We start from the raw sequence: 19,614 nt of genomic DNA, 5'->3' as shown, positions 1-19,614 counted from the left end.
GGAGAGCAAAAGCGATGGAAACCCGCACGCCAAACCGCTTGCCGTTCCATCGTCTGGCAGTTTTCCCGGTTTTGATGGCCCAGTTCACCGTTGTACTGATCGCCGCATTGGCGCTCTGGCAATGGAAAGGAGTCGTCGCCGGATACTCAGGGCTTTGCGGAGGCCTGATAGCCTTGCTTCCCAATATTTACTTTGCTCACAGGGCCTTTCGGTTTTCCGGCGCCCGAGCAGCCCAGGCTATCGTCCGGTCTTTTTATGCCGGTGAGGCGGGGAAACTGATTTTGACGGCAGTGCTGTTTGCATTGACGTTCGCAGGTGTGAAGCCACTGGCGCCGCTGGCTGTATTCAGCGTCTTCGTGCTGACCCAACTGGTTAGCTGGTTCGCTCCCCTGCTAATGAGAACAAGACTTTCGAGACCTTAGGGCGTTTGAGGCAACCATGGCAGAGACAACCGCTTCGGGCTATATCCAGCACCACTTGCAGAACCTGACCTTCGGTCAGCTACCCAACGGCGGCTGGGGCTTTGCCCACACCGCAGCAGAAGCCAAGGAAATGGGTTTCTGGGCTTTCCACGTCGATACCCTCGGCTGGTCGGTCGCATTGGGTCTGATCTTCGTTCTTCTTTTCCGCATGGCGGCAAAGAAGGCGACTTCCGGTCAGCCTGGTGCACTGCAGAACTTCGTTGAAGTACTGGTCGAATTCGTCGATGGCAGCGTGAAAGACAGCTTCCATGGCCGTAGCCCGGTGATCGCACCGCTGGCACTGACCATCTTCGTCTGGGTGTTCCTGATGAACGCCGTCGACCTGGTACCGGTCGACTGGATTCCTCAGCTGGCCATCCTGATCTCCGGCGACCACCACATCCCATTCCGCGCCGTGTCGACCACCGACCCGAACGCGACCCTGGGCATGGCCTTCTCGGTCTTCGCACTGATCATTTTCTATAGCATCAAGGTCAAGGGCATCGGCGGCTTCATCGGCGAACTGACCCTGCACCCGTTCGGCAGCAAGAACATCCTGGTTCAAGCCCTGCTGATCCCGGTGAACTTCCTGCTGGAGTTCGTGACCCTGATCGCCAAACCGATTTCTCTGGCACTGCGTCTGTTCGGCAACATGTATGCCGGCGAACTGGTGTTCATCCTGATCGCTGTGATGTTCGGCAGCGGCCTGCTGTGGCTCAGCGGCCTGGGTGTAGTCCTGCAATGGGCGTGGGCTGTGTTCCACATCCTGATCATCACCCTGCAGGCGTTCATCTTCATGATGCTGACCATCGTCTACCTGTCGATGGCGCACGAAGAAAACCATTAAGGCCAGTCTCGACTAGTCTGATGTCCTTCCCGGTCAAACGGGAAGGAGCCCGAACCGGGCTGAGAAACGATTTGTTTTACCGCTTTAATCTAAAAAACCTAAACCATACGACGTAAAAGTCGGGAGGAAAGATGGAAACTGTAGTTGGTCTAACCGCTATCGCTGTTGCACTGTTGATCGGCCTGGGCGCACTGGGTACCGCAATTGGTTTCGGCCTGTTGGGCGGCAAGTTCCTGGAAGGCGCAGCGCGTCAGCCAGAAATGGTTCCAATGCTGCAAGTCAAAATGTTCATCGTGGCCGGTCTGCTCGACGCCGTGACCATGATCGGTGTTGGTATCGCTCTGTTCTTCACCTTTGCGAACCCGTTCGTTGGTCAAATCGCTGGCTAATTACTCGGATGTCTCGAGTAGATTGGTGTGATGGACAACGTAACTGCGAGGTGTTGGCGTGAACATTAATGCGACCCTGATTGGCCAGTCCGTTGCGTTCCTGATTTTTGTACTGTTCTGCATGAAGTTCGTATGGCCTCCGGTCATTGCGGCATTGCACGAACGTCAAAAGAAGATCGCTGATGGTCTGGACGCTGCCAGCCGTGCAGCTCGCGACCTGGAGTTGGCCCATGAGAAAGTGGGTCAGCAACTGCGCGAAGCGAAAGCTCAGGCAGCTGAAATCATCGAGCAAGCCAAGAAACGCGGTACCCAGATTGTCGACGAAGCCCGTGAACAGGCTCGCGTCGAAGCTGACCGTGTGAAGGCTCAGGCTCAAGCCGAGATCGAACAGGAACTCAACAGTGTCAAAGACGCGCTGCGTGCCCAAGTGGGTGCCCTGGCCGTTGGCGGTGCTTCGAAGATCCTGGGTGCCACAATCGATCAAAACGCGCACGCAGAGCTGGTTAACCAACTGGCTGCTGAAATCTAAGCGAGGGCGATCATGGCAGAACTGACCACGTTGGCCCGACCTTACGCTAAGGCGGCCTTCGAGCACGCTCAGGCCCACCAGCAACTGGCCAATTGGTCAGCCATGCTCGGCCTGGCTGCAGCGGTGTCGCAAGACGACACCATGCAGCGCGTGCTCAAGGCCCCGCGACTGACGAGCGCAGAAAAGGCCGCCACGTTCATTGACGTGTGCGGCGACAAGTTCGATGCCAAGGCACAGAATTTCATTCACGTCGTTGCCGAAAACGACCGTCTCCTGCTTCTGCCGGAGATCGCCACTCTTTTTGACCTGTACAAGGCCGAGCAAGAGAAGTCGGTAGACGTGGAAGTGACCAGTGCTTTCGCATTGAACCAAGAACAGCAAGACAAACTCGCCAAGGTTCTCAGTGCACGACTCAACCGGGAAGTGCGCCTGCAAGTCGAGGAAGACAAGTCCCTGATAGGGGGCGTTGTAATCCGCGCCGGCGACCTGGTTATCGATGGCTCGATTCGCGGCAAAATCGCGAAACTTGCCGAAGCATTGAAATCTTGAGTTTGAAGGGGCAGCAGAGCAATGCAGCAACTCAATCCTTCCGAAATAAGTGAAATTATCAAGGGCCGCATCGACAAGCTCGATGTGACCTCCCAAGCCCGTAACGAAGGCACTGTCGTCAGCGTATCTGACGGTATCGTGCGGATTCACGGTCTGGCCGACGTCATGTACGGCGAGATGATCGAGTTTCCGGGCGGCGTCTACGGTATGGCCCTCAACCTGGAGCAAGACTCCGTAGGTGCCGTTGTACTGGGTTCCTACCAGTCGCTGGCCGAAGGCATGAGCGCCAAGTGCACCGGCCGCATCCTCGAAGTTCCGGTTGGTAAGGAACTGCTGGGTCGCGTTGTCGACGCACTGGGTAACCCTGTTGACGGCAAAGGTCCGCTGAACAACACCGAGACCGACGCGGTCGAGAAAGTTGCTCCTGGCGTGATCTGGCGTAAGTCGGTAGACCAGCCTGTACAGACTGGCTACAAGGCTGTCGATGCCATGATCCCTGTCGGCCGTGGCCAGCGTGAGCTGATCATCGGTGACCGTCAGATCGGTAAGACCGCTCTGGCGATCGATGCGATCATCAACCAGAAGAACAGCGGCATTTTCTGCGTCTACGTAGCCATCGGTCAGAAGCAATCGACCATCGCCAACGTGGTTCGCAAGCTGGAAGAAAACGGCGCCCTGGCCAACACGATCATCGTGGCAGCCAGCGCATCGGAATCTCCTGCGCTGCAGTTCCTGGCACCGTACTCCGGTTGCACCATGGGCGAATACTTCCGCGACCGCGGTGAAGACGCGCTGATCGTTTATGACGATCTGTCCAAGCAGGCAGTGGCTTACCGCCAGATCTCCCTGCTGCTGCGCCGTCCACCAGGCCGTGAAGCCTACCCAGGCGACGTGTTCTATCTCCACTCCCGTCTGCTGGAGCGCGCATCCCGCGTTTCGGAAGAGTACGTAGAGAAGTTCACCAACGGCGCAGTGACCGGCAAGACCGGCTCCCTGACCGCTCTGCCGATCATCGAAACCCAGGCTGGCGACGTTTCCGCGTTCGTTCCGACCAACGTGATTTCCATCACCGACGGTCAGATCTTCCTGGAATCGGCCATGTTCAACTCCGGGATCCGTCCTGCTGTGAACGCCGGTGTTTCGGTATCCCGTGTGGGTGGTGCCGCTCAGACCAAGATCATCAAGAAGCTGTCCGGTGGTATCCGTACCGCCCTGGCCCAGTACCGTGAACTGGCGGCATTCGCCCAGTTCGCTTCTGACCTGGACGAAGCGACCCGTAAGCAACTTGAGCATGGTCAGCGCGTTACCGAGCTGATGAAGCAGAAGCAATACGCACCAATGTCGATCGCTGACATGGCGCTGTCGCTGTATGCCGCTGAGCGTGGGTTCCTGACTGACGTTGAAATCGCCAAGGTCGGCAGCTTTGAACAAGCGCTGATTGCTTACTTCAACCGCGATCACGCCGACTTGTTGGCCAAGATCAACGTGAAGGGTGACTTCAATGACGAAATCGACGCTGGCATGAAAGCCGGTATCGAGAAGTTCAAGGCCACCCAAACCTGGTAAGCCGCAGCGGGAGTCGCAAGGCTCCCGCTTGCTAACCTGATAGGTGTTACATGGCAGGCGCAAAAGAGATTCGCAGTAAGATTGCGAGCATCAAAAGCACGCAAAAAATTACCAGCGCCATGGAAAAAGTGGCGGTCAGCAAAATGCGCAAGGCACAAATGCGCATGGCTGCTAGCCGCCCTTATGCGGAGCGCATCCGCCAGGTTATTGGTCATCTGGCCAACGCCAACCCGGAATATCGCCACCCGTTCATGATCGACCGTGCTATCAAGCGCGTCGGTTACGTCGTGGTGAGCAGTGACCGTGGTCTGTGTGGTGGCTTGAACACCAACCTGTTCAAGGCCCTGGTCAAGGACATGGCTGTAAACCGCGAACAAGGCGTCGAGATCGATCTGTGCGTGATTGGTAGCAAGGGTGCGGCTTTCTTCCGCAACTTCGGCGGCAACGTCGTCGCTGCTATCAGCCACTTGGGTGAAGAGCCGTCGATCAATGATCTGATCGGCAGCGTCAAGGTGATGCTGGATGCTTACCTGGAAGGCCGGATTGACCGCCTGTCCGTGGTATCCAACAAGTTCATCAACACCATGACGCAACAGCCAACCGTGGAGCAGTTGATTCCACTGGTGGCGACCCCGGAACAGGAACTCAAGCACCACTGGGACTATCTCTACGAACCGGATGCCAAGGAGCTGCTTGACGGCTTGATGGTCCGCTACGTGGAGTCGCAGGTCTACCAGGCGGTGGTCGAGAACAACGCAGCTGAACAAGCAGCGCGGATGATCGCGATGAAGAACGCTACCGACAACGCCGGTGATTTGATCAGCGATTTGCAGCTGATCTACAACAAGGCGCGTCAGGCTGCGATCACCCAAGAGATCTCGGAAATCGTCGGCGGCGCTGCCGCGGTTTAACGGTTCAAATATTCAGAGGATCCAGCTATGAGTAGCGGACGTATCGTTCAAATCATCGGCGCCGTTATCGACGTGGAATTTCCACGCGACAGCGTACCGAGCATCTACAACGCGCTGAAAGTACAAGGCGCGGAAACTACCCTGGAAGTTCAGCAGCAGCTGGGCGACGGCATCGTTCGTACCATTGCGATGGGTTCTACCGAAGGCTTGAAGCGCGGTCTGGACGTTATCGACTCTGGCGCTGCCATCTCCGTACCGGTCGGTAAAGCGACCCTGGGCCGGATCATGGACGTACTGGGTAACCCGATCGACGAAGCGGGTCCGATCGACACCGAAGAGCGCTGGGGCATTCACCGTCCTGCGCCATCCTTCGCTGAACAGGCGGGCGGCAACGACCTGCTGGAAACCGGCATCAAGGTTATCGACCTGGTTTGCCCGTTCGCCAAGGGCGGTAAAGTCGGTCTGTTCGGTGGTGCCGGTGTGGGCAAGACCGTAAACATGATGGAACTGATCCGTAACATCGCCATCGAGCACAGCGGTTATTCCGTGTTCGCCGGTGTGGGTGAGCGTACTCGTGAGGGTAACGACTTCTACCACGAGATGAAGGATTCCAACGTTCTGGACAAAGTGGCACTGGTCTACGGCCAGATGAACGAGCCGCCGGGAAACCGTCTGCGCGTAGCCCTGACCGGCCTGACCATGGCCGAGAAGTTCCGTGACGAAGGTAACGACGTTCTGCTGTTCGTCGACAACATCTACCGTTACACCCTGGCCGGTACCGAAGTATCCGCACTGCTGGGCCGTATGCCTTCGGCAGTAGGTTACCAGCCGACCCTGGCTGAAGAGATGGGCGTTCTGCAAGAACGTATCACTTCGACCAAGGAAGGTTCGATCACTTCGATCCAAGCGGTATACGTACCTGCGGATGACTTGACCGACCCGTCGCCAGCGACCACCTTCGCCCACTTGGACGCCACCGTCGTTCTGTCCCGTGACATCGCTTCCCTGGGTATCTACCCAGCGGTTGATCCACTGGACTCGACTTCGCGCCAGCTGGACCCGAACGTGATCGGCCAGGAGCACTACGACACCGCTCGCGGCGTCCAGTACGTGCTGCAGCGCTACAAAGAGCTGAAGGACATCATTGCGATCCTGGGTATGGACGAGCTGTCGGAAGCCGACAAGCAGTTGGTATCCCGCGCTCGTAAGATCCAGCGCTTCTTGTCGCAGCCGTTCTTCGTGGCTGAAGTCTTCACCGGTGCCTCGGGTAAATACGTTTCCCTGAAAGACACCATTGCTGGCTTCAAAGGCATCCTCAACGGTGACTACGACCACCTGCCAGAACAAGCGTTCTACATGGTCGGCGGCATCGAAGAAGCGATCGAGAAAGCCAAGAAACTGTAATCCCGGCGCCCGGCAACGGGCGCTAATTTAGGTTGAGGCAATCAGATGGCTATGACAGTCCATTGCGATATCGTCAGTGCGGAAGGGGAAATCTTCTCCGGTCTGGTCGAGATGGTGATTGCGCATGGTGAGCTGGGTGATCTTGGTATCGCTCTGGGTCACGCACCGCTGATCACTAATCTGAAACCGGGTCCGATCCGCTTGATCAAGCAGGGCGGGGAAGCCGAGGTGTATTACATCTCCGGTGGTTTCCTCGAGGTTCAGCCGAACATGGTCAAGGTCCTTGCCGACACTGTGCAACGTGCTGCCGACCTGGACGAAGCCTCCGCTCAGGAAGCCGTCAAGGCTGCCGAGAAGGCCCTGCACGAGCGAGGCGCGGAGTTCGATTACGGTTCTGCTGCTGCACGTCTGGCCGAGGCCGCAGCCCAGCTGCGTACCGTCCAGCAGATCCGCAAGAAGTTCGGCGGCTAAGCCGTCTGCTTTCTGTGCGATTGATTAAAAAGGGTAGCCTCGGCTACCCTTTTTTCTTTTCCCGACACTCATCATCTGGTCGCAGCCGCTGACCACCCAGGATTGGTAGCCAGTCATGTCTCTTGAAATCGTTATCCTCGCGGCCGGTCAAGGCACTCGCATGCGTTCGGCGCTGCCCAAGGTCTTGCACCCGGTAGCCGGCAACTCCATGCTCGGCCATGTTATCCACAGCGCCCGGCAACTTGATCCACAGCGCATTCACGTGGTGATCGGCCACGGTGCCGATGCGGTGCGCGAACGCCTGGCCGCCGATGACCTGAATTTCGTTCTGCAGGACAAACAACTGGGCACCGGCCATGCAGTGGCCCAGGCCGTGCCGTTCATCACGGCCGATACGGTGCTGATTCTCTACGGCGATGTGCCGCTGATCGAAGTCGACACCTTGCAACGCCTGCTCAAGCATGTCGCGCCACAACAGTTGGGCCTGTTGACCGTCGAGCTCGACGACCCCACCGGTTATGGCCGCATCGTACGTAACGTCGACGGCCAGGTGACCGCCATCGTCGAGCAGAAGGACGCCAACGAAGCCCAGCGCGCGATCACTGAAGGCAACACCGGGATTCTGGCCGTACCGGCCGAGCGCCTGGGTGACTGGATGAGCCGCTTGTCGAACAACAATGCCCAGGGCGAGTACTACCTGACCGATGTGATCGCCATGGCGGTCAGCGACGGGCTGGTGGTCGCCACCGAGCAGCCGCTGGACGCCATGGAAGTGCAAGGTGCCAATGATCGTCGGCAACTGGCCGAACTGGAGCGCCACTATCAATTGCGCGCCGCCCGCCGCCTGATGGCCCAAGGTGTGACCCTGCGCGATCCGGCCCGTTTCGACGTGCGTGGTGAAGTCAGCGTGGGTCGCGACGTGGTCATCGACATCAACGTCATCCTCGAAGGCAAGGTTGTCCTCGAAGACGACGTGGTCATCGGCCCGAACTGCGTGATCAAGGACAGCACCCTGCGCAAAGGCGTGGTGATCAAAGCCAACAGCCATCTCGACGGTGCGGTCATGGGAGAGGGCAGCGACGCCGGCCCGTTTGCCCGCCTGCGTCCAGGCTCGGTGCTGGAAGCCCGTGCCCATGTGGGTAACTTCGTTGAACTGAAGAATGCTCATCTGGGCGAAGGCGCCAAGGCCGGGCACCTGACCTACCTCGGTGACACTGAAGTCGGCGCCCGCACCAACATTGGCGCCGGGACCATCACCTGCAACTACGATGGCGCCAACAAGTACCGGACGACCATTGGAGAAGACGTGTTCATCGGCTCCAACAACTCGCTGGTGGCTCCCGTGACTATCGGTGATGGTTCAAACACGGCCGCAGGTTCAACTATCAATCAGGATGTGGATAAGTCCCAACTGGCTGTGGCTCGTGCCCGTCAGCGCAATATTGATGGCTGGAAGCGACCGGAGAAAATCAAGAAGCCCTAAAGTTATCCACAACCCCCTGTGGGAGCGAGCTTGCTCGCGATAGCGGTGTATCAGGTAAAGCGGCATTGCCTGACCTGGCCCCTTCGCGAGCAAGCTCGCTCCCACATTGATTTAGGGGATTTCTGAATTTTTCTTCTCCCGTCTTGACGATTTCCCTTCAATAGGTTTTGATTGCTTACGTTATCTTTCGAATCGAAACTTATACCGCCATGTCGAAACGCAACACACCACAACGCCGTCACAACATCCTTGCCTTGCTCCAGGAGCAGGGTGAGGTCAGTGTGGATGAGTTGGCCAAGCGCTTCGAAACCTCGGAAGTTACGATTCGCAAGGATCTCGCCGCCCTGGAAACCAACGGCCTTCTGCTGCGTCGCTACGGTGGCGCGGTCCCGATGCCGCAGGAGTTGGTGGCCGATAACGGGCAAACCGTCTCCAAGTACAAACTGGCCATTGCCCGGGCCGCGGTGAAGCGGATCCGCGAACATGCGCGCATCATCATCGACAGCGGCAGCACCACGGCGGCCATGATTCCGCAACTCGGCCAACAGCCGGGCCTGGTGGTGATGACCAATTCCCTGCACGTCGCCAATGCCTTGAGCGAACTGGAGCACGAGCCGGTGCTGTTGATGACCGGCGGCACCTGGGACCCTCATTCCGAGTCGTTCCAGGGCCAGGTGGCCGAGCAGGTGCTGCGTTCCTACGACTTCGACCAGTTGTTCATCGGCGCCGACGGCATCGATCTGGTTCGAGGTACCACCACCTTCAACGAACTGCTGGGCTTGAGCCGTGTGATGGCTGAGGTTACCCGCGAAGTGATCGTGATGGTGGAGGCCGACAAGATCGGCCGCAAGATCCCCAACCTGGAGCTGCCGTGGAGCAGCGTCCATACCCTCATTACCGATGATCGCCTGCCCGTAGAGGCCCGCGATCAGATTCAGGCCCGCGGCATCACCGTGATCTGCGCGCCTGTCAGCCAGGAGAAATAGCATGTGTGGAATTGTCGGCGCCGTTGCTGAACGCAACATCACAGCAATCTTGCTCGAAGGCCTCAAGCGCCTGGAGTACCGCGGTTATGACAGCGCCGGTGTGGCGGTGTTTACCAACGACGAGAAGCTCGAACGCATGCGTCGTCCGGGCAAGGTCAGCGAGCTGGAGCAGGCGCTGGAAGCCGAACCGCTGCTCGGTCGCCTGGGCATCGCCCACACCCGCTGGGCCACCCATGGCGCGCCGTGCGAGCGTAACGCTCACCCGCATTTTTCCGGCGACCTGGCGGTGGTGCACAACGGCATCATCGAAAACCACGAAGCCCTGCGTGAACAGCTCAAGGCGCTTGGCTATGTGTTCACCTCGGACACCGACACTGAAGTCATTGCCCATCTGCTCAATCACAAGCTCAAGGACCTGTTGGACCTGACCGTCGCCCTCAAGGCCACCGTCAAGGAACTGCACGGTGCCTATGGCCTGGCGGTCATCAGCACGAAACAACCTGATCGCCTGGTGGCAGCCCGCAGCGGCAGCCCATTGGTCATCGGCCTCGGCCTGGGGGAAAACTTCCTGGCTTCCGACCAGTTGGCGCTGCGCCAGGTCACCGACCGCTTCATGTACCTGGAAGAAGGCGATATCGCCGAAATCCGCCGCGACAGCGTGCAGATCTGGGACCTCGATGGCAAAAGTGTAGAGCGTGAGACCGTCCAGTACCGCGACGGTGCCGAAGCCGCTGACAAGGGCGAGTTCCGCCACTTCATGCTCAAGGAAATCCACGAACAACCGGCCGTGGTGCAACGCACCCTGGAAGGCCGCATGAGCCAGAACCAGGTGCTGGTCCAGGCGTTCGGTCCACAGGCGGCCGAGTTGTTCGCCAAGGTCCGCAACGTGCAGATCGTGGCCTGCGGCACCAGTTATCACGCCGGCATGGTCGCCCGTTACTGGTTGGAAGAACTGGCTGGTATTCCGTGCCAGGTCGAAGTCGCCAGCGAGTTCCGCTATCGCAAAGTGGTGGTGCAACCCGATTCGCTGTTCGTCACCATCTCCCAGTCCGGCGAAACCGCCGACACCCTGGCCGCCTTGCGCAACGCCAAGGAACTGGGTTTCCTCGCCAGCCTGGCGATCTGCAACGTCGGCATCAGCTCGCTGGTGCGCGAATCCGACCTGACCCTGCTGACCCAGGCCGGTCGTGAGATCGGCGTGGCGTCGACCAAGGCGTTCACTACGCAACTGGTGGGGTTGCTGTTGCTGACGCTGGCCTTGGGCCAAGTGCGCGGTACGCTGGGCAAGGGCGTCGAGGCCGAACTGGTGGAAGAACTGCGTCGCCTGCCGGCTCGCCTGGGCGAAGCCCTGGCCATGGACGGTACTGTGGAAAAAATCGCCGAGCTGTTCGCCGAGAAGAACCACACCCTGTTCCTGGGCCGTGGCGCGCAATTCCCGGTGGCGATGGAAGGGGCCTTGAAGCTCAAGGAAATCTCCTACATCCACGCCGAGGCCTACCCGGCCGGCGAGCTCAAGCACGGCCCGCTGGCGCTTGTGGATAACGACATGCCGGTGGTCACCGTCGCGCCGAACAACGAGCTGCTGGAAAAGCTCAAGTCCAACCTGCAGGAAGTGCGCGCCCGTGGCGGCCAGTTGATTGTCTTTGCCGACGAAAAGGCTGGCATGACCAATGGCGAAGGCACCCACGTGGTGCACATGCCACACATCCACGACATCCTGTCGCCGATTCTCTACACCATCCCGCTGCAACTGCTGTCGTACTACGTCGCGGTGCTCAAGGGGACTGATGTGGACCAGCCGCGTAACCTGGCGAAATCTGTGACGGTGGAGTGAGTCGCCCACCAGAAGCCTGGCTCTCCTTGGTGATCCTAAGTCATAAGTCTGTTCGGGTTTAGCGCTGCTAAACCCGGTCATTCTTCCCTGACGCATGGCTAGACCTTGATCGTATATCCCCCTTTACCACAGCAGAATACGAACCAGACTTAGCATCTGCGCTAATTGAGCAGCCAGAGGTGGAACTGGAAGGTATTTTTCGAATTTTATCTGAAATATGAAAAAATACTTTCATGTTTTTCTCGCTTAGAAGCGAGTGCCTGGAATCTATGTGCTGTGCTAGTATTTTTTCAAATTCCTGCAGAAATTGAAAAAATACGGCCATGCCTAAAAAAACCGCACCCCTCATGCCGTCAGCCGAGCGGCTCCTGCGCCAGTTTGGCGAACGGATCGAGCTGGCTCGTAAGCGCCGTAAGATAACTGCGGCGCAAATGGCGGCGCGGGCAGGCATGAGCGCCCCCACGTTGAGGGCGCTGGAAAGTGGCAGCCCCGCTGTGACCATCGGAGCCTACGTTTCAGTGTTAGTAGCCTTGGGGTTGGAGAAGGATCTCGAATTGCTCGCACGCACGGATGAGCTAGGCCGTGATCTGCAAGATGCTGAGCTGAAAGGGCGGTCTGCAGTCGAGCACATCAAGCCAAAAGTACGGCTGCCTCAGTTTCATTGGGACAACTTGGTCAGCGTCTCAGCAAAAGAAAATAGTTCTACATCACCAGCCGCTGACAGTCGGAGCCAGACAAGCTCTGAACTGGCTAAGAAGCTTCTAGGGGACGACGATGCCTGAAAGGATTTTCGTCTACGCAGACTGGAATGAAACAGCACCGGTACTGCTTGGGACCCTTCATTCCCGCAGATTGGCAGGATCAGAGCGTATGGAGTTTGAATACGCGCGGGCCGTTCTTCAAACCATTCACACTCAGATTGCGATCGACCCTCGGATTCAGCCTTACGAAGGACGGCAATATCCAGCGAGAAATTGCTTTGGGTGCGTATCGGACTCCTCACCTGATCGATGGGGGCGACTGCTGATGGATCGTCGCCTGGAGCGGGATAAAAGAGCAGGAGTCGTACCGCAGGACGCACGGCTATTTGACTCGGACTACCTCATCGGTGTTCACGACGCTTACCGGGTAGGGGGGTTGCGTTTCAAAGTGGAGGAAGAGGGAGCGTTCCTTGACGACCATGTGGAACAGGCCGCCCCACCTATGGCTCGCATGCGGGAGCTTGAAGAGGCTTCGCGTCGATTTGAAGCCGGAGAGGATCGGGGGGCTCAGGGGCAGGACTGGATTCGAATGCTCATTGCTCCAGGTGGCTCTCTGGGCGGAGCGAGGCCCAAGGCAAGCGTAGTCGATGACGATCACGCTCTCTGGATAGGAAAATTCCCCAGTAATAGAGACACCCACGACGTGGGCGGCTGGGAGATGGTCGTCAACACATTGGCCCAAGGCTGTGGACTAAATGTTGCCGAAGGGAGAGCGCAACGATACGCGAGTGATTACCACTGTTTCATGGTTAAGCGCTTTGACAGAACAGCAACGGGTGGACGATTTCATTTTGCTTCAGCGATGACCCTGACGGACCATCAAGATGGTGATGGGCATGAGACGGGGGCGAGTTATCTGGAGATTGCAGAGGTATTGGTGAGGGAGGGTGCCGCTCCCGACGTAGATATTCCCGAGCTTTGGCGAAGAATTGTCTTCAATATGCTGGTTTCGAATACTGACGATCATCTACGAAACCATGGCTTCCTATTGGAGCCAGGACGCGGTTGGCGTCTTTCACCTGCGTATGACATGAACCCTGTCCCTGGTGATACTGGCTTGAGGCTCAACGTTTCAGAGGCAGATAACGCCATGGACCTTGATTTGGCAATGAGCGTGGCAGGCTACTTCCGAGTGTCTGCTGACGATGCCAGACAAACCATCGAGAGGTTTCAGGGCGTCGTCAGGAAATGGCCCAGAGTCGCGCGCTATCTGGGAATCTCAAGCAATGAGCAGGAGCGCATAGCGCCAGCATTCGCGCTTGCCCGCTGACCGCTACTCCAGAAAACAACGATCAAAAAGATAAACGCTGGTCGGCTTGAGATTTTCCACCGTGCGTTGCGGGCGGCCGCCGTCACCGCTTTTTTTGCGACCGGTTTCCTGCAAATAACCCGCCTCGGTCATCTTCAGCAAACGCTGGCGCATGCTGGTCTTGAGTACCGGGCGATCGAGCACCACGGAGAAAATGCCCACCGCTTCCGGCGCGCTGAATTCCGGGCCCAGGAACATCAGCGGCAGGCTGCTATAGAGGGCTTTGGACAACAACCGCTCCTGGACTGCAGCCACCAGGCTGTTGTGGTCGAAAGGAAGTTTGATCGAGGCGTCAGCGACGTCCTTGAGGGGGAAAAATCCCTGGTGTTCGGCGAGCTGGACCGCCTCGCTGACAATCGCCAGGTAGAACGTCGAGGACGACCAGCAGCGCGGATCGCGGAACGCGTCGCCGACGGTGCCGACCTGTTCGATCCAGGCCAGCGGCATGCCGACCTTGTTTGAATTGCGCAGGCGCTCCACGGCGTCGTTCAGCGTGAGATCTTCGACGTCACCATTGACCACGATCCCGGGCAGCGCCCAATGGCCGGCAAACGGCTCGGCTTCCCGTCGGTTCAGGAGGATTTCCAGTGCGTGGGTTTCCCGGCAGAAGCGCAGCACACAGAGGTCGATGGTGTGCAGATAACCGCGCGCGGGGGCTGTGCTAGTGGGCATGTCGATTTCCGTGGGGAGCGTAAAGACCATAGTTTAACGGGTTCATGCCCGGTGCCATCCAGTCGCTGGGAAGCGGTTTGCCCAAAGCCAGTCGGTCGCGAACCACCGTGCTGCGCACGTGGATCCTTTCCTCCACGCAAAGAATGGAAAAACGCTCCAGCAATTCCTGGCCGCGGTAGAAGGTCGGCAGCCGATCCGCAACATCCTGACCCACCACCAACGCAATCCGCTTGCCGTCCAGGGCCAGGCTGTCGGCGAGGTGGGCGAGCAGGGTGTAGCTGTAGATTGCGCCTTCAACGCCACGGGCCACGACCTGTTCCACCCGGCTTGCACGCACTTCGGCGCAGCACAGTGGCTGAACGTTCTCGACGATCGATTCCAGCCAGTTCAGGCGAACCTCATAGTCGACCATTTGCTTGCCGTAGGGATGCCGCAAGCTGGGGACCACCAGCACGCGTCTGGCCTGGCGTGAGGCCTCGATCATCACCTGGGCGTGACCGGCGTGCGGGGGATTGAAGGCGCCGCCATAAAGGGCAATCTCGAACATGGCACATCCTCTTTTGGTACATGACATGTACTCTATCAGCAAAATCTTTTTAGTGAAAACCTGCTTTGTGCTGAACCATAGCCATTAATTAAAGAAGACTCATCAAAAATATTTTCTGCGAGTGGCTTGTTATGAAAGTACACCTTATGTACTCTCATGGCCATGAAGAGGAGAAACCCAGCATGAACAGCCTGACCCGGAAAACAGCTTCCTTCGATGTCGATGCGCAAAAGAGCTTCACGCCGCTATGCCCCGATGAGCTTCCAGTGCCGGGCGGCGACCAGATTGCCGGTGAGCTGAATTTCATCGCGTCCCTGGCCAGCCTCCGCGTCGGCAGCAAGGACGCCCATTCGCCCCTGGCGCCGTGGGTGGTCGCCGATCACGCACAGATGTTCGTGCCGACCGGGCTCGAGCATGCCGATATCACCTGGGTCAGCCACTGCGTTCCCGGCACCGAAGGTTTCGCTTTGCTGGATCAACTGCCGACTCCCTACGACTACGACTATTTCGTCTGGAAGGGCGTCGAGCCGGATTTGCACCCCTACGGCGCCTGCTATCACGACCTGCACGGCAAGCTGTCCACCGGGGTGATCGAGTACCTGAACGGCCTGGGTGTGGAGCAGGTGATAGTTGGCGGGCTGGCGCTGGATTTCTGCGTCAAGACCACCGTTTTGCAACTGGCCGCCGCCGGCTTCAAGGTGATCATTCACCTCCCGGCCTGTCGGGCCATCAGTGAAGAGGGGGCTATTCAAGCCATTCAAAACATGCGGCAAGCGGGCGTCTCGGTTGCCGCGACGCGCGAAGAAACCATCCGCCTGGCAAACGCATAAGGAAGAGCCATGGACAGTGCATTCGATTCAAGCAGCGGCACCATCCAGAGTCTTCTGGATACCGACTACTACACCTTCACCATGATGCAGGCGGTCTTGCACCAGCACCCGAATGTCGAGGTGGAATACCAGTTCATCGTGCGTTCCAAGGAGCGCCTCGGTCACCTGATCCCGGATATTCGTGTCGAGCTTGAGAGGCTCGCCGGGCTGCAGCTGCGCGAGGGGGAGCAGCGGTTTCTGTTCAACAAGCGTTTCCGTGAGTACCTGACACCGGACTTCGAGCAGTTCCTCGGCCTGTTTCGCTTCAATTTGCGCTACATACACGTTTCGGAAGTCGACGGCCAACTGCACATCCGCGTCCGTGGGCCGATGTTGCACTGCATCATGTTCGAGCAGCCGGTATTGGCGATGGTCAGCGAACTGCGCAACCGCGAGAAATACCCCGAGGTCGAGTTGGCCGACGTCACCCGCAAGCTGTACCAGAAGTTCGAATGGCTGGAGAAAAACGCCAGCCGTGAAGAACTCGCCGAGTTTCGCGTTTCAGACTTCTCCACCCGGCGGCGGCTGTCGTTCAGGGCCCAGCGTGAAGTGGTGAATATCATGCGCAGCGATTTTCCTGGGGTCTTTGTCGGCACCAGTAACGCTCACTTGGCTTACGAGTTCGATCTGCCCCTGATAGGCACCATGGCTCACCAATGGCTGATGGTGCATCAACAACTCGGGCGCTTGCGCGAGAGCCAGAACGCGGCGTTGGAAAACTGGGTGCGCGAGTATCGTGGCCGCCTCGGTATCGCCCTGACGGACTGCATCAGCACCGACTTCTTCCTCAAGGATTTCGACCTGTACTTTGCCAAGCTCTATGACGGCCTGCGCCAGGATTCCGGTGACCCTATCGTCTGGGCTGACAAGGTGCTGGGGCGTTACCAGGAACTGGGCATCGACCCGCGCACCAAGGACCTGATGTTCTCCGATGGCCTCAATTTCGAAAAGTGCCTGCCGATCCTGCGTCATATTCGCGGCAAGGCCAAATTCGGTTTTGGCATGGGCACCAGCCTGGCCTGCGATGTCGACGGGGTTGAACCGCTGAGCATCGTCATGAAGCTGGTGCGGGTCCACGGCGAGCCGGTCGTGAAGTTCTCCGACGACCCGATCAAGAACGTCTGCGAGGATGCCTCGTTTCTGCGGTACGCCGCCCAAGTGTTCAACGTTGCCCTGATCAATCCACAGTTGGGAGCCTGATATGACTACGCTTGTGCAAGAACGCATTGCCCGGGAACTGGGCATCGACCGTCAACTCACACGGGGTGGCGAAGCAACCGAGGTTGCCCGCCGCATCGAATTCATCAAGCAGATCTTGCGCGAGTCGGGCTGCAAGTCCCTGGTCCTGGGGATCAGTGGCGGTGTCGACTCTCTCACCGCCGGCCGCCTGTGTCAGTTGGCCGTGGAGCAACTGCGGGGTGAAGACTACGAGGCGCGCTTTATCGCCGTCCGGTTGCCCTACAAGGCTCAGGCCGATGAGCAAGACGCCCAGGCGTCCCTGGACTTCATTCGGCCGGACTTGATCACCACCAGCAACATCGCCGCTGGTGTTGACGGGCTGATGGGCAGTATCGCCATCGATGGCTTGCAGCCTGGCGCCGAGCTCATCGACTTTGCCAAAGGCAACGCCAAGGCCCGGGCCCGGATGCTGGCGCAATACGCCATTGCCAATCTGAGCAATGGGTTGGTGGTGGGCACCGATCATGGGGCGGAGGCGGTGATGGGTTTTTTTACCAAGTTTGGCGACGGCGCGTGCGACCTGGCACCGCTGTCCGGGTTGACGAAGACTCAGGTGAGATTGTTGGCCGATGCGATGGGCGCCCCCGCATACCTGGTGTGCAAGGCGCCGACCGCTGATTTGGAAGACCTGGCACCCGGTAAGCTGGATGAGGTGGCGTATGGCTGCAGCTACGAGGAAATCGATGGGTATCTGATGGGCGAAGAGGTGTCGCCGCAGGCGCGACAGATCATTGAACGCGCCTACCTCAAGACGGCCCACAAACGAGCATTGCCCCGCGTCCCGCCTACCCGGTCTGAATGACCCTCAGATCTTGAAGGTGTTGACCATTTGTTGCAGGCGGCGTGACTGGTTTTCCAGTTCTGTGCAGGCCTGCAAGGTGGATTGCAAATTGCCGACCATTTGCTGGTTCAGGTCATTGATGTGGCTGATGTCGCGATCCAGATTGTCCACCACTGAGGTTTGTTCTTCGGTGGCGGTGGCTACCGACAGGTTGATCTCATCGATCTCGCCGATGCCCAGCAGCACGCGATTGAGTCGCTCGCCCGCAAGCCTGGCGGTAGTGACGTTGTCGTCGCTGTGACGCTGGCTTTCGAGCATGGCGCTCACGGCGCTACCGGCACCTGCTTGCAGTTCCTCGATCATGCTGTGGATTTCCTGGGCGGACTGCTGGGTGCGATGGGCGAGCGTACGCACTTCGTCTGAGACCACTGCAAAACCGCGCCCGGCATCTCCGGCACGGGCGGCCTCGATGGCAGCGTTAAGGGCCAGCAAGTTGGTCTGGTCGGAGATGCCTTTGATGACGTCGAGAATACGTCCGATCTTCAGCGTTTTCTCATTCAGGCTTTCGATGTCCTGGCGGGTATTGACCACCTGCGACGAGAGTTGCGACATGGCGCTGATACTGCGCTGCACCACCGACTGGCCTTCCTGGGTCTGATCCCTGGTATCAGAGGCGCGGCTTGAGGCATGAGCGGCGCTGCGGGCGATTTCCTGCGCTGCGGCCCCAAGCTCGTTGATAGCCGCGGCGACGTTATGGGTCAGCGCCGCTTGAGTGTCAGAGCTTTCCAGTGACGCGTTTGACGCCTGGCTGACCTGTGCCGCCAATTGGGTGAGCTGGACACTGGACGCCAGGACTTCTCGGATCGACTGCTGGATACGTTCGACGAAGCGGTTGAAGCCCCCGGCCATCATGCCGAACTCGTCCCGGGACAGGCTGTGCAGGCGCTGGGTCAGGTCGCCTTCGCCATCGGCTATGGATTGCATGGCCGAGCCCATGCGGCGTAATGGTCGCATCAGGGCATTGATCAACAGACCGAGCAAACCGACCGTGACCAGCATGGCGATCAATGTGGCGACCAGCGCCGAAGTGCGAAACTCGTGGAGTGCGGCGTAGGCCTTGTCTTTATCCACTGAAAGTCCGATGGACCAGTGCAGCGAGGGCAGGCCGTTGATCGGGGTAAAAGTGACGATCCGCGTTCGGCCATTTTCCTGCACTTCATTCAGGGCGCTGTTGATGCTCGGCGGGCCTTCGGGGAACGCTTGGGTGAGTGTCTTGGTCACTCGTGTGTTGTCCGGGTGCACCAGGATCTTGCCGTCGTCGCTGACCAGGAAGGCATAGCCTATGCCGTTGAGGTCCACGGCATTGATGATTTTCGCGAGTTGCTCCAGGCTCAGGCTCGCACCCAGCACACCCACGGCCTTGCCATTGACCTTGATCGGCGCTGCTTGGGTCATGATCAGATAATCAATACCGGCACCGATGTAGGGTTCGGTCAGCACCGGTTCAAGGCTGCGAGCCGCGTCTTTGTACCAGGCGCGCTGGCGAACATCATACCCGTCGGGCATTACCCGTTCGGGATGGATAAAGAAACGACTGTCTTCAAGGCCGACGTAGCTGGCGATGAAGGTCTTTGCAATGATGTCCTGGGAGAGAATTGCGCCGATGTTCTGCGGGGTGGGATTGGCGGCGATGGTTTCGGCGGCACCTTCGATCAACAGGATCCGGCCTGCCAGCCAACTGTCGAGGTTCGCGCCCAGCAACTGGCCGGTGGCCTGTAGGTTGCGGTGCAGTGCTTCGCGGGTGCTGGCTTGCTGGCGATGGTCGTTGAACAACGAGAAAGACAGGAATACCGCCATCACGATGACGCAGGCCCCCAGAAGAATCTTGTGGCCGAATTTCAGATTGATGCCCATGAGGAATTCTCGTCTGGTTTCTTTTTTATTGATCGAATCCCCGCAGGCTCAGGGCTGGTCGAAGATTTAATGAGCGGGCGGATTTTGTCGAA

20 protein-coding genes are annotated in these 19,614 nt (G+C 58.5%); 17 read left to right on the top strand and 3 right to left on the bottom strand.

All coding sequences use genetic code 11. The features are described from left to right. Nucleotides 1-14: 14 nt before the first annotated feature. From KI235_RS30260 to KI235_RS30195, 14 genes are all read left to right on the top strand, one after another. Entirely contained in the window at nt 15-422 is a 408-nt protein-coding gene (locus KI235_RS30260) for a F0F1 ATP synthase subunit I (protein WP_013694636.1), read from the top strand. Between the two features lie 16 nt (nt 423-438). Then, nucleotides 439-1,308, top strand: coding sequence for a F0F1 ATP synthase subunit A (atpB, locus tag KI235_RS30255; RefSeq protein WP_003207096.1), 870 nt, complete (start codon nt 439-441; stop codon nt 1,306-1,308). Nucleotides 1,309-1,439: 131 nt separating this feature from the next. Continuing rightward, entirely contained in the window at nt 1,440-1,697 is a 258-nt protein-coding gene (gene atpE / locus KI235_RS30250; protein ID WP_003097235.1) for a F0F1 ATP synthase subunit C, read from the top strand. Between the two features lie 58 nt (nt 1,698-1,755). After that, a complete protein-coding gene (locus KI235_RS30245) occupies nt 1,756-2,226 on the top strand; it encodes a F0F1 ATP synthase subunit B (RefSeq protein ID WP_003187193.1) in 471 nt (156 codons plus the stop codon). A 12-nt stretch (nt 2,227-2,238) separates the two neighbouring features. Beyond that, nucleotides 2,239-2,775 carry a F0F1 ATP synthase subunit delta gene (locus KI235_RS30240; RefSeq protein WP_003207094.1) on the top strand — a complete coding sequence of 179 codons (537 nt, stop codon included), beginning with the start codon at nt 2,239-2,241 and terminating at the stop codon, nt 2,773-2,775. Nucleotides 2,776-2,796: 21 nt separating this feature from the next. Then, on the top strand, nt 2,797-4,341 hold the full coding sequence (gene atpA / locus KI235_RS30235; RefSeq protein ID WP_003207093.1) for a F0F1 ATP synthase subunit alpha: 1,545 nt from the start codon (nt 2,797-2,799) through the stop codon (nt 4,339-4,341). A 50-nt stretch (nt 4,342-4,391) separates the two neighbouring features. Beyond that, nucleotides 4,392-5,252: a F0F1 ATP synthase subunit gamma gene (gene atpG, locus KI235_RS30230; RefSeq protein ID WP_003207090.1), complete on the top strand. Its 861-nt coding sequence runs from the start codon at nt 4,392-4,394 to the stop codon at nt 5,250-5,252. 27 nt (nt 5,253-5,279) lie between these two features. Next, on the top strand, nt 5,280-6,656 hold the full coding sequence (atpD, locus tag KI235_RS30225) for a F0F1 ATP synthase subunit beta (RefSeq protein ID WP_003207089.1): 1,377 nt from the start codon (nt 5,280-5,282) through the stop codon (nt 6,654-6,656). Between the two features lie 45 nt (nt 6,657-6,701). Beyond that, complete coding sequence (locus tag KI235_RS30220) at nt 6,702-7,127, top strand: F0F1 ATP synthase subunit epsilon (protein ID WP_003207087.1); 426 nt, start codon at nt 6,702-6,704, stop codon at nt 7,125-7,127. 115 nt (nt 7,128-7,242) lie between these two features. Then, the gene (glmU, locus tag KI235_RS30215; RefSeq protein ID WP_013694634.1) at nt 7,243-8,610 is read left to right on the top strand and encodes a bifunctional UDP-N-acetylglucosamine diphosphorylase/glucosamine-1-phosphate N-acetyltransferase GlmU; all 1,368 of its coding nucleotides are present in this window, start codon (nt 7,243-7,245) and stop codon (nt 8,608-8,610) included. A 209-nt stretch (nt 8,611-8,819) separates the two neighbouring features. Next, a complete protein-coding gene (locus tag KI235_RS30210; RefSeq protein WP_003207082.1) occupies nt 8,820-9,596 on the top strand; it encodes a DeoR family transcriptional regulator in 777 nt (258 codons plus the stop codon). A 1-nt stretch (nt 9,597) separates the two neighbouring features. Then, on the top strand, nt 9,598-11,430 hold the full coding sequence (gene glmS, locus KI235_RS30205) for a glutamine--fructose-6-phosphate transaminase (isomerizing) (protein WP_003207080.1): 1,833 nt from the start codon (nt 9,598-9,600) through the stop codon (nt 11,428-11,430). A 323-nt stretch (nt 11,431-11,753) separates the two neighbouring features. After that, entirely contained in the window at nt 11,754-12,212 is a 459-nt protein-coding gene (locus KI235_RS30200) for a helix-turn-helix transcriptional regulator (RefSeq protein ID WP_013694633.1), read from the top strand. Then, nucleotides 12,205-13,461, top strand: a complete 1,257-nt coding sequence (locus KI235_RS30195; RefSeq protein ID WP_038855946.1) for a HipA domain-containing protein — start codon at nt 12,205-12,207, stop codon at nt 13,459-13,461. Before KI235_RS30200 ends, KI235_RS30195 begins: the two co-directional genes overlap by 8 nt. A gap of 3 nt (nt 13,462-13,464) precedes the next feature. On the opposite strand, the gene KI235_RS30190 is transcribed toward KI235_RS30195, so the two are convergent. Together KI235_RS30190 and KI235_RS30185 are read right to left on the bottom strand one after the other, a co-directional pair. Continuing rightward, nucleotides 13,465-14,172, bottom strand: a complete 708-nt coding sequence (locus KI235_RS30190; RefSeq protein ID WP_003207077.1) for an NUDIX hydrolase — start codon at nt 14,170-14,172, stop codon at nt 13,465-13,467. After that, a complete protein-coding gene (locus KI235_RS30185; RefSeq protein ID WP_003207075.1) occupies nt 14,162-14,719 on the bottom strand; it encodes an adenylyltransferase/cytidyltransferase family protein in 558 nt (185 codons plus the stop codon). Before KI235_RS30185 ends, KI235_RS30190 begins: the two co-directional genes overlap by 11 nt. A 182-nt stretch (nt 14,720-14,901) precedes the next feature. On the opposite strand from KI235_RS30185, the gene KI235_RS30180 reads away from it, so the two are divergent. Genes KI235_RS30180 through nadE form a run of 3 tightly spaced genes read left to right on the top strand, consistent with a single transcriptional unit; the run spans nt 14,902 to nt 17,629 of the window. After that, complete coding sequence (locus KI235_RS30180) at nt 14,902-15,549, top strand: nicotinamidase (protein WP_212795414.1); 648 nt, start codon at nt 14,902-14,904, stop codon at nt 15,547-15,549. Between the two features lie 9 nt (nt 15,550-15,558). Then, a complete protein-coding gene (pncB, locus tag KI235_RS30175; RefSeq protein WP_003207071.1) occupies nt 15,559-16,788 on the top strand; it encodes a nicotinate phosphoribosyltransferase in 1,230 nt (409 codons plus the stop codon). A 1-nt stretch (nt 16,789) separates the two neighbouring features. Further along, entirely contained in the window at nt 16,790-17,629 is an 840-nt protein-coding gene (gene nadE / locus KI235_RS30170; RefSeq protein WP_039013318.1) for an ammonia-dependent NAD(+) synthetase, read from the top strand. Between the two features lie 3 nt (nt 17,630-17,632). Here the strand turns inward: nadE and KI235_RS30165 are convergent, their stop codons facing one another. Further along, nucleotides 17,633-19,522, bottom strand: a complete 1,890-nt coding sequence (locus tag KI235_RS30165) for a methyl-accepting chemotaxis protein (RefSeq protein WP_039013316.1) — start codon at nt 19,520-19,522, stop codon at nt 17,633-17,635. Nucleotides 19,523-19,614 lie beyond the last annotated feature (92 nt).

It is taken from the genome of Pseudomonas sp. St386 (assembly GCF_018325865.1).
GTDB lineage: Bacteria > Pseudomonadota > Gammaproteobacteria > Pseudomonadales > Pseudomonadaceae > Aquipseudomonas > Aquipseudomonas brassicacearum.
This window is presented reverse-complemented; position numbering and strand designations above follow the sequence as displayed.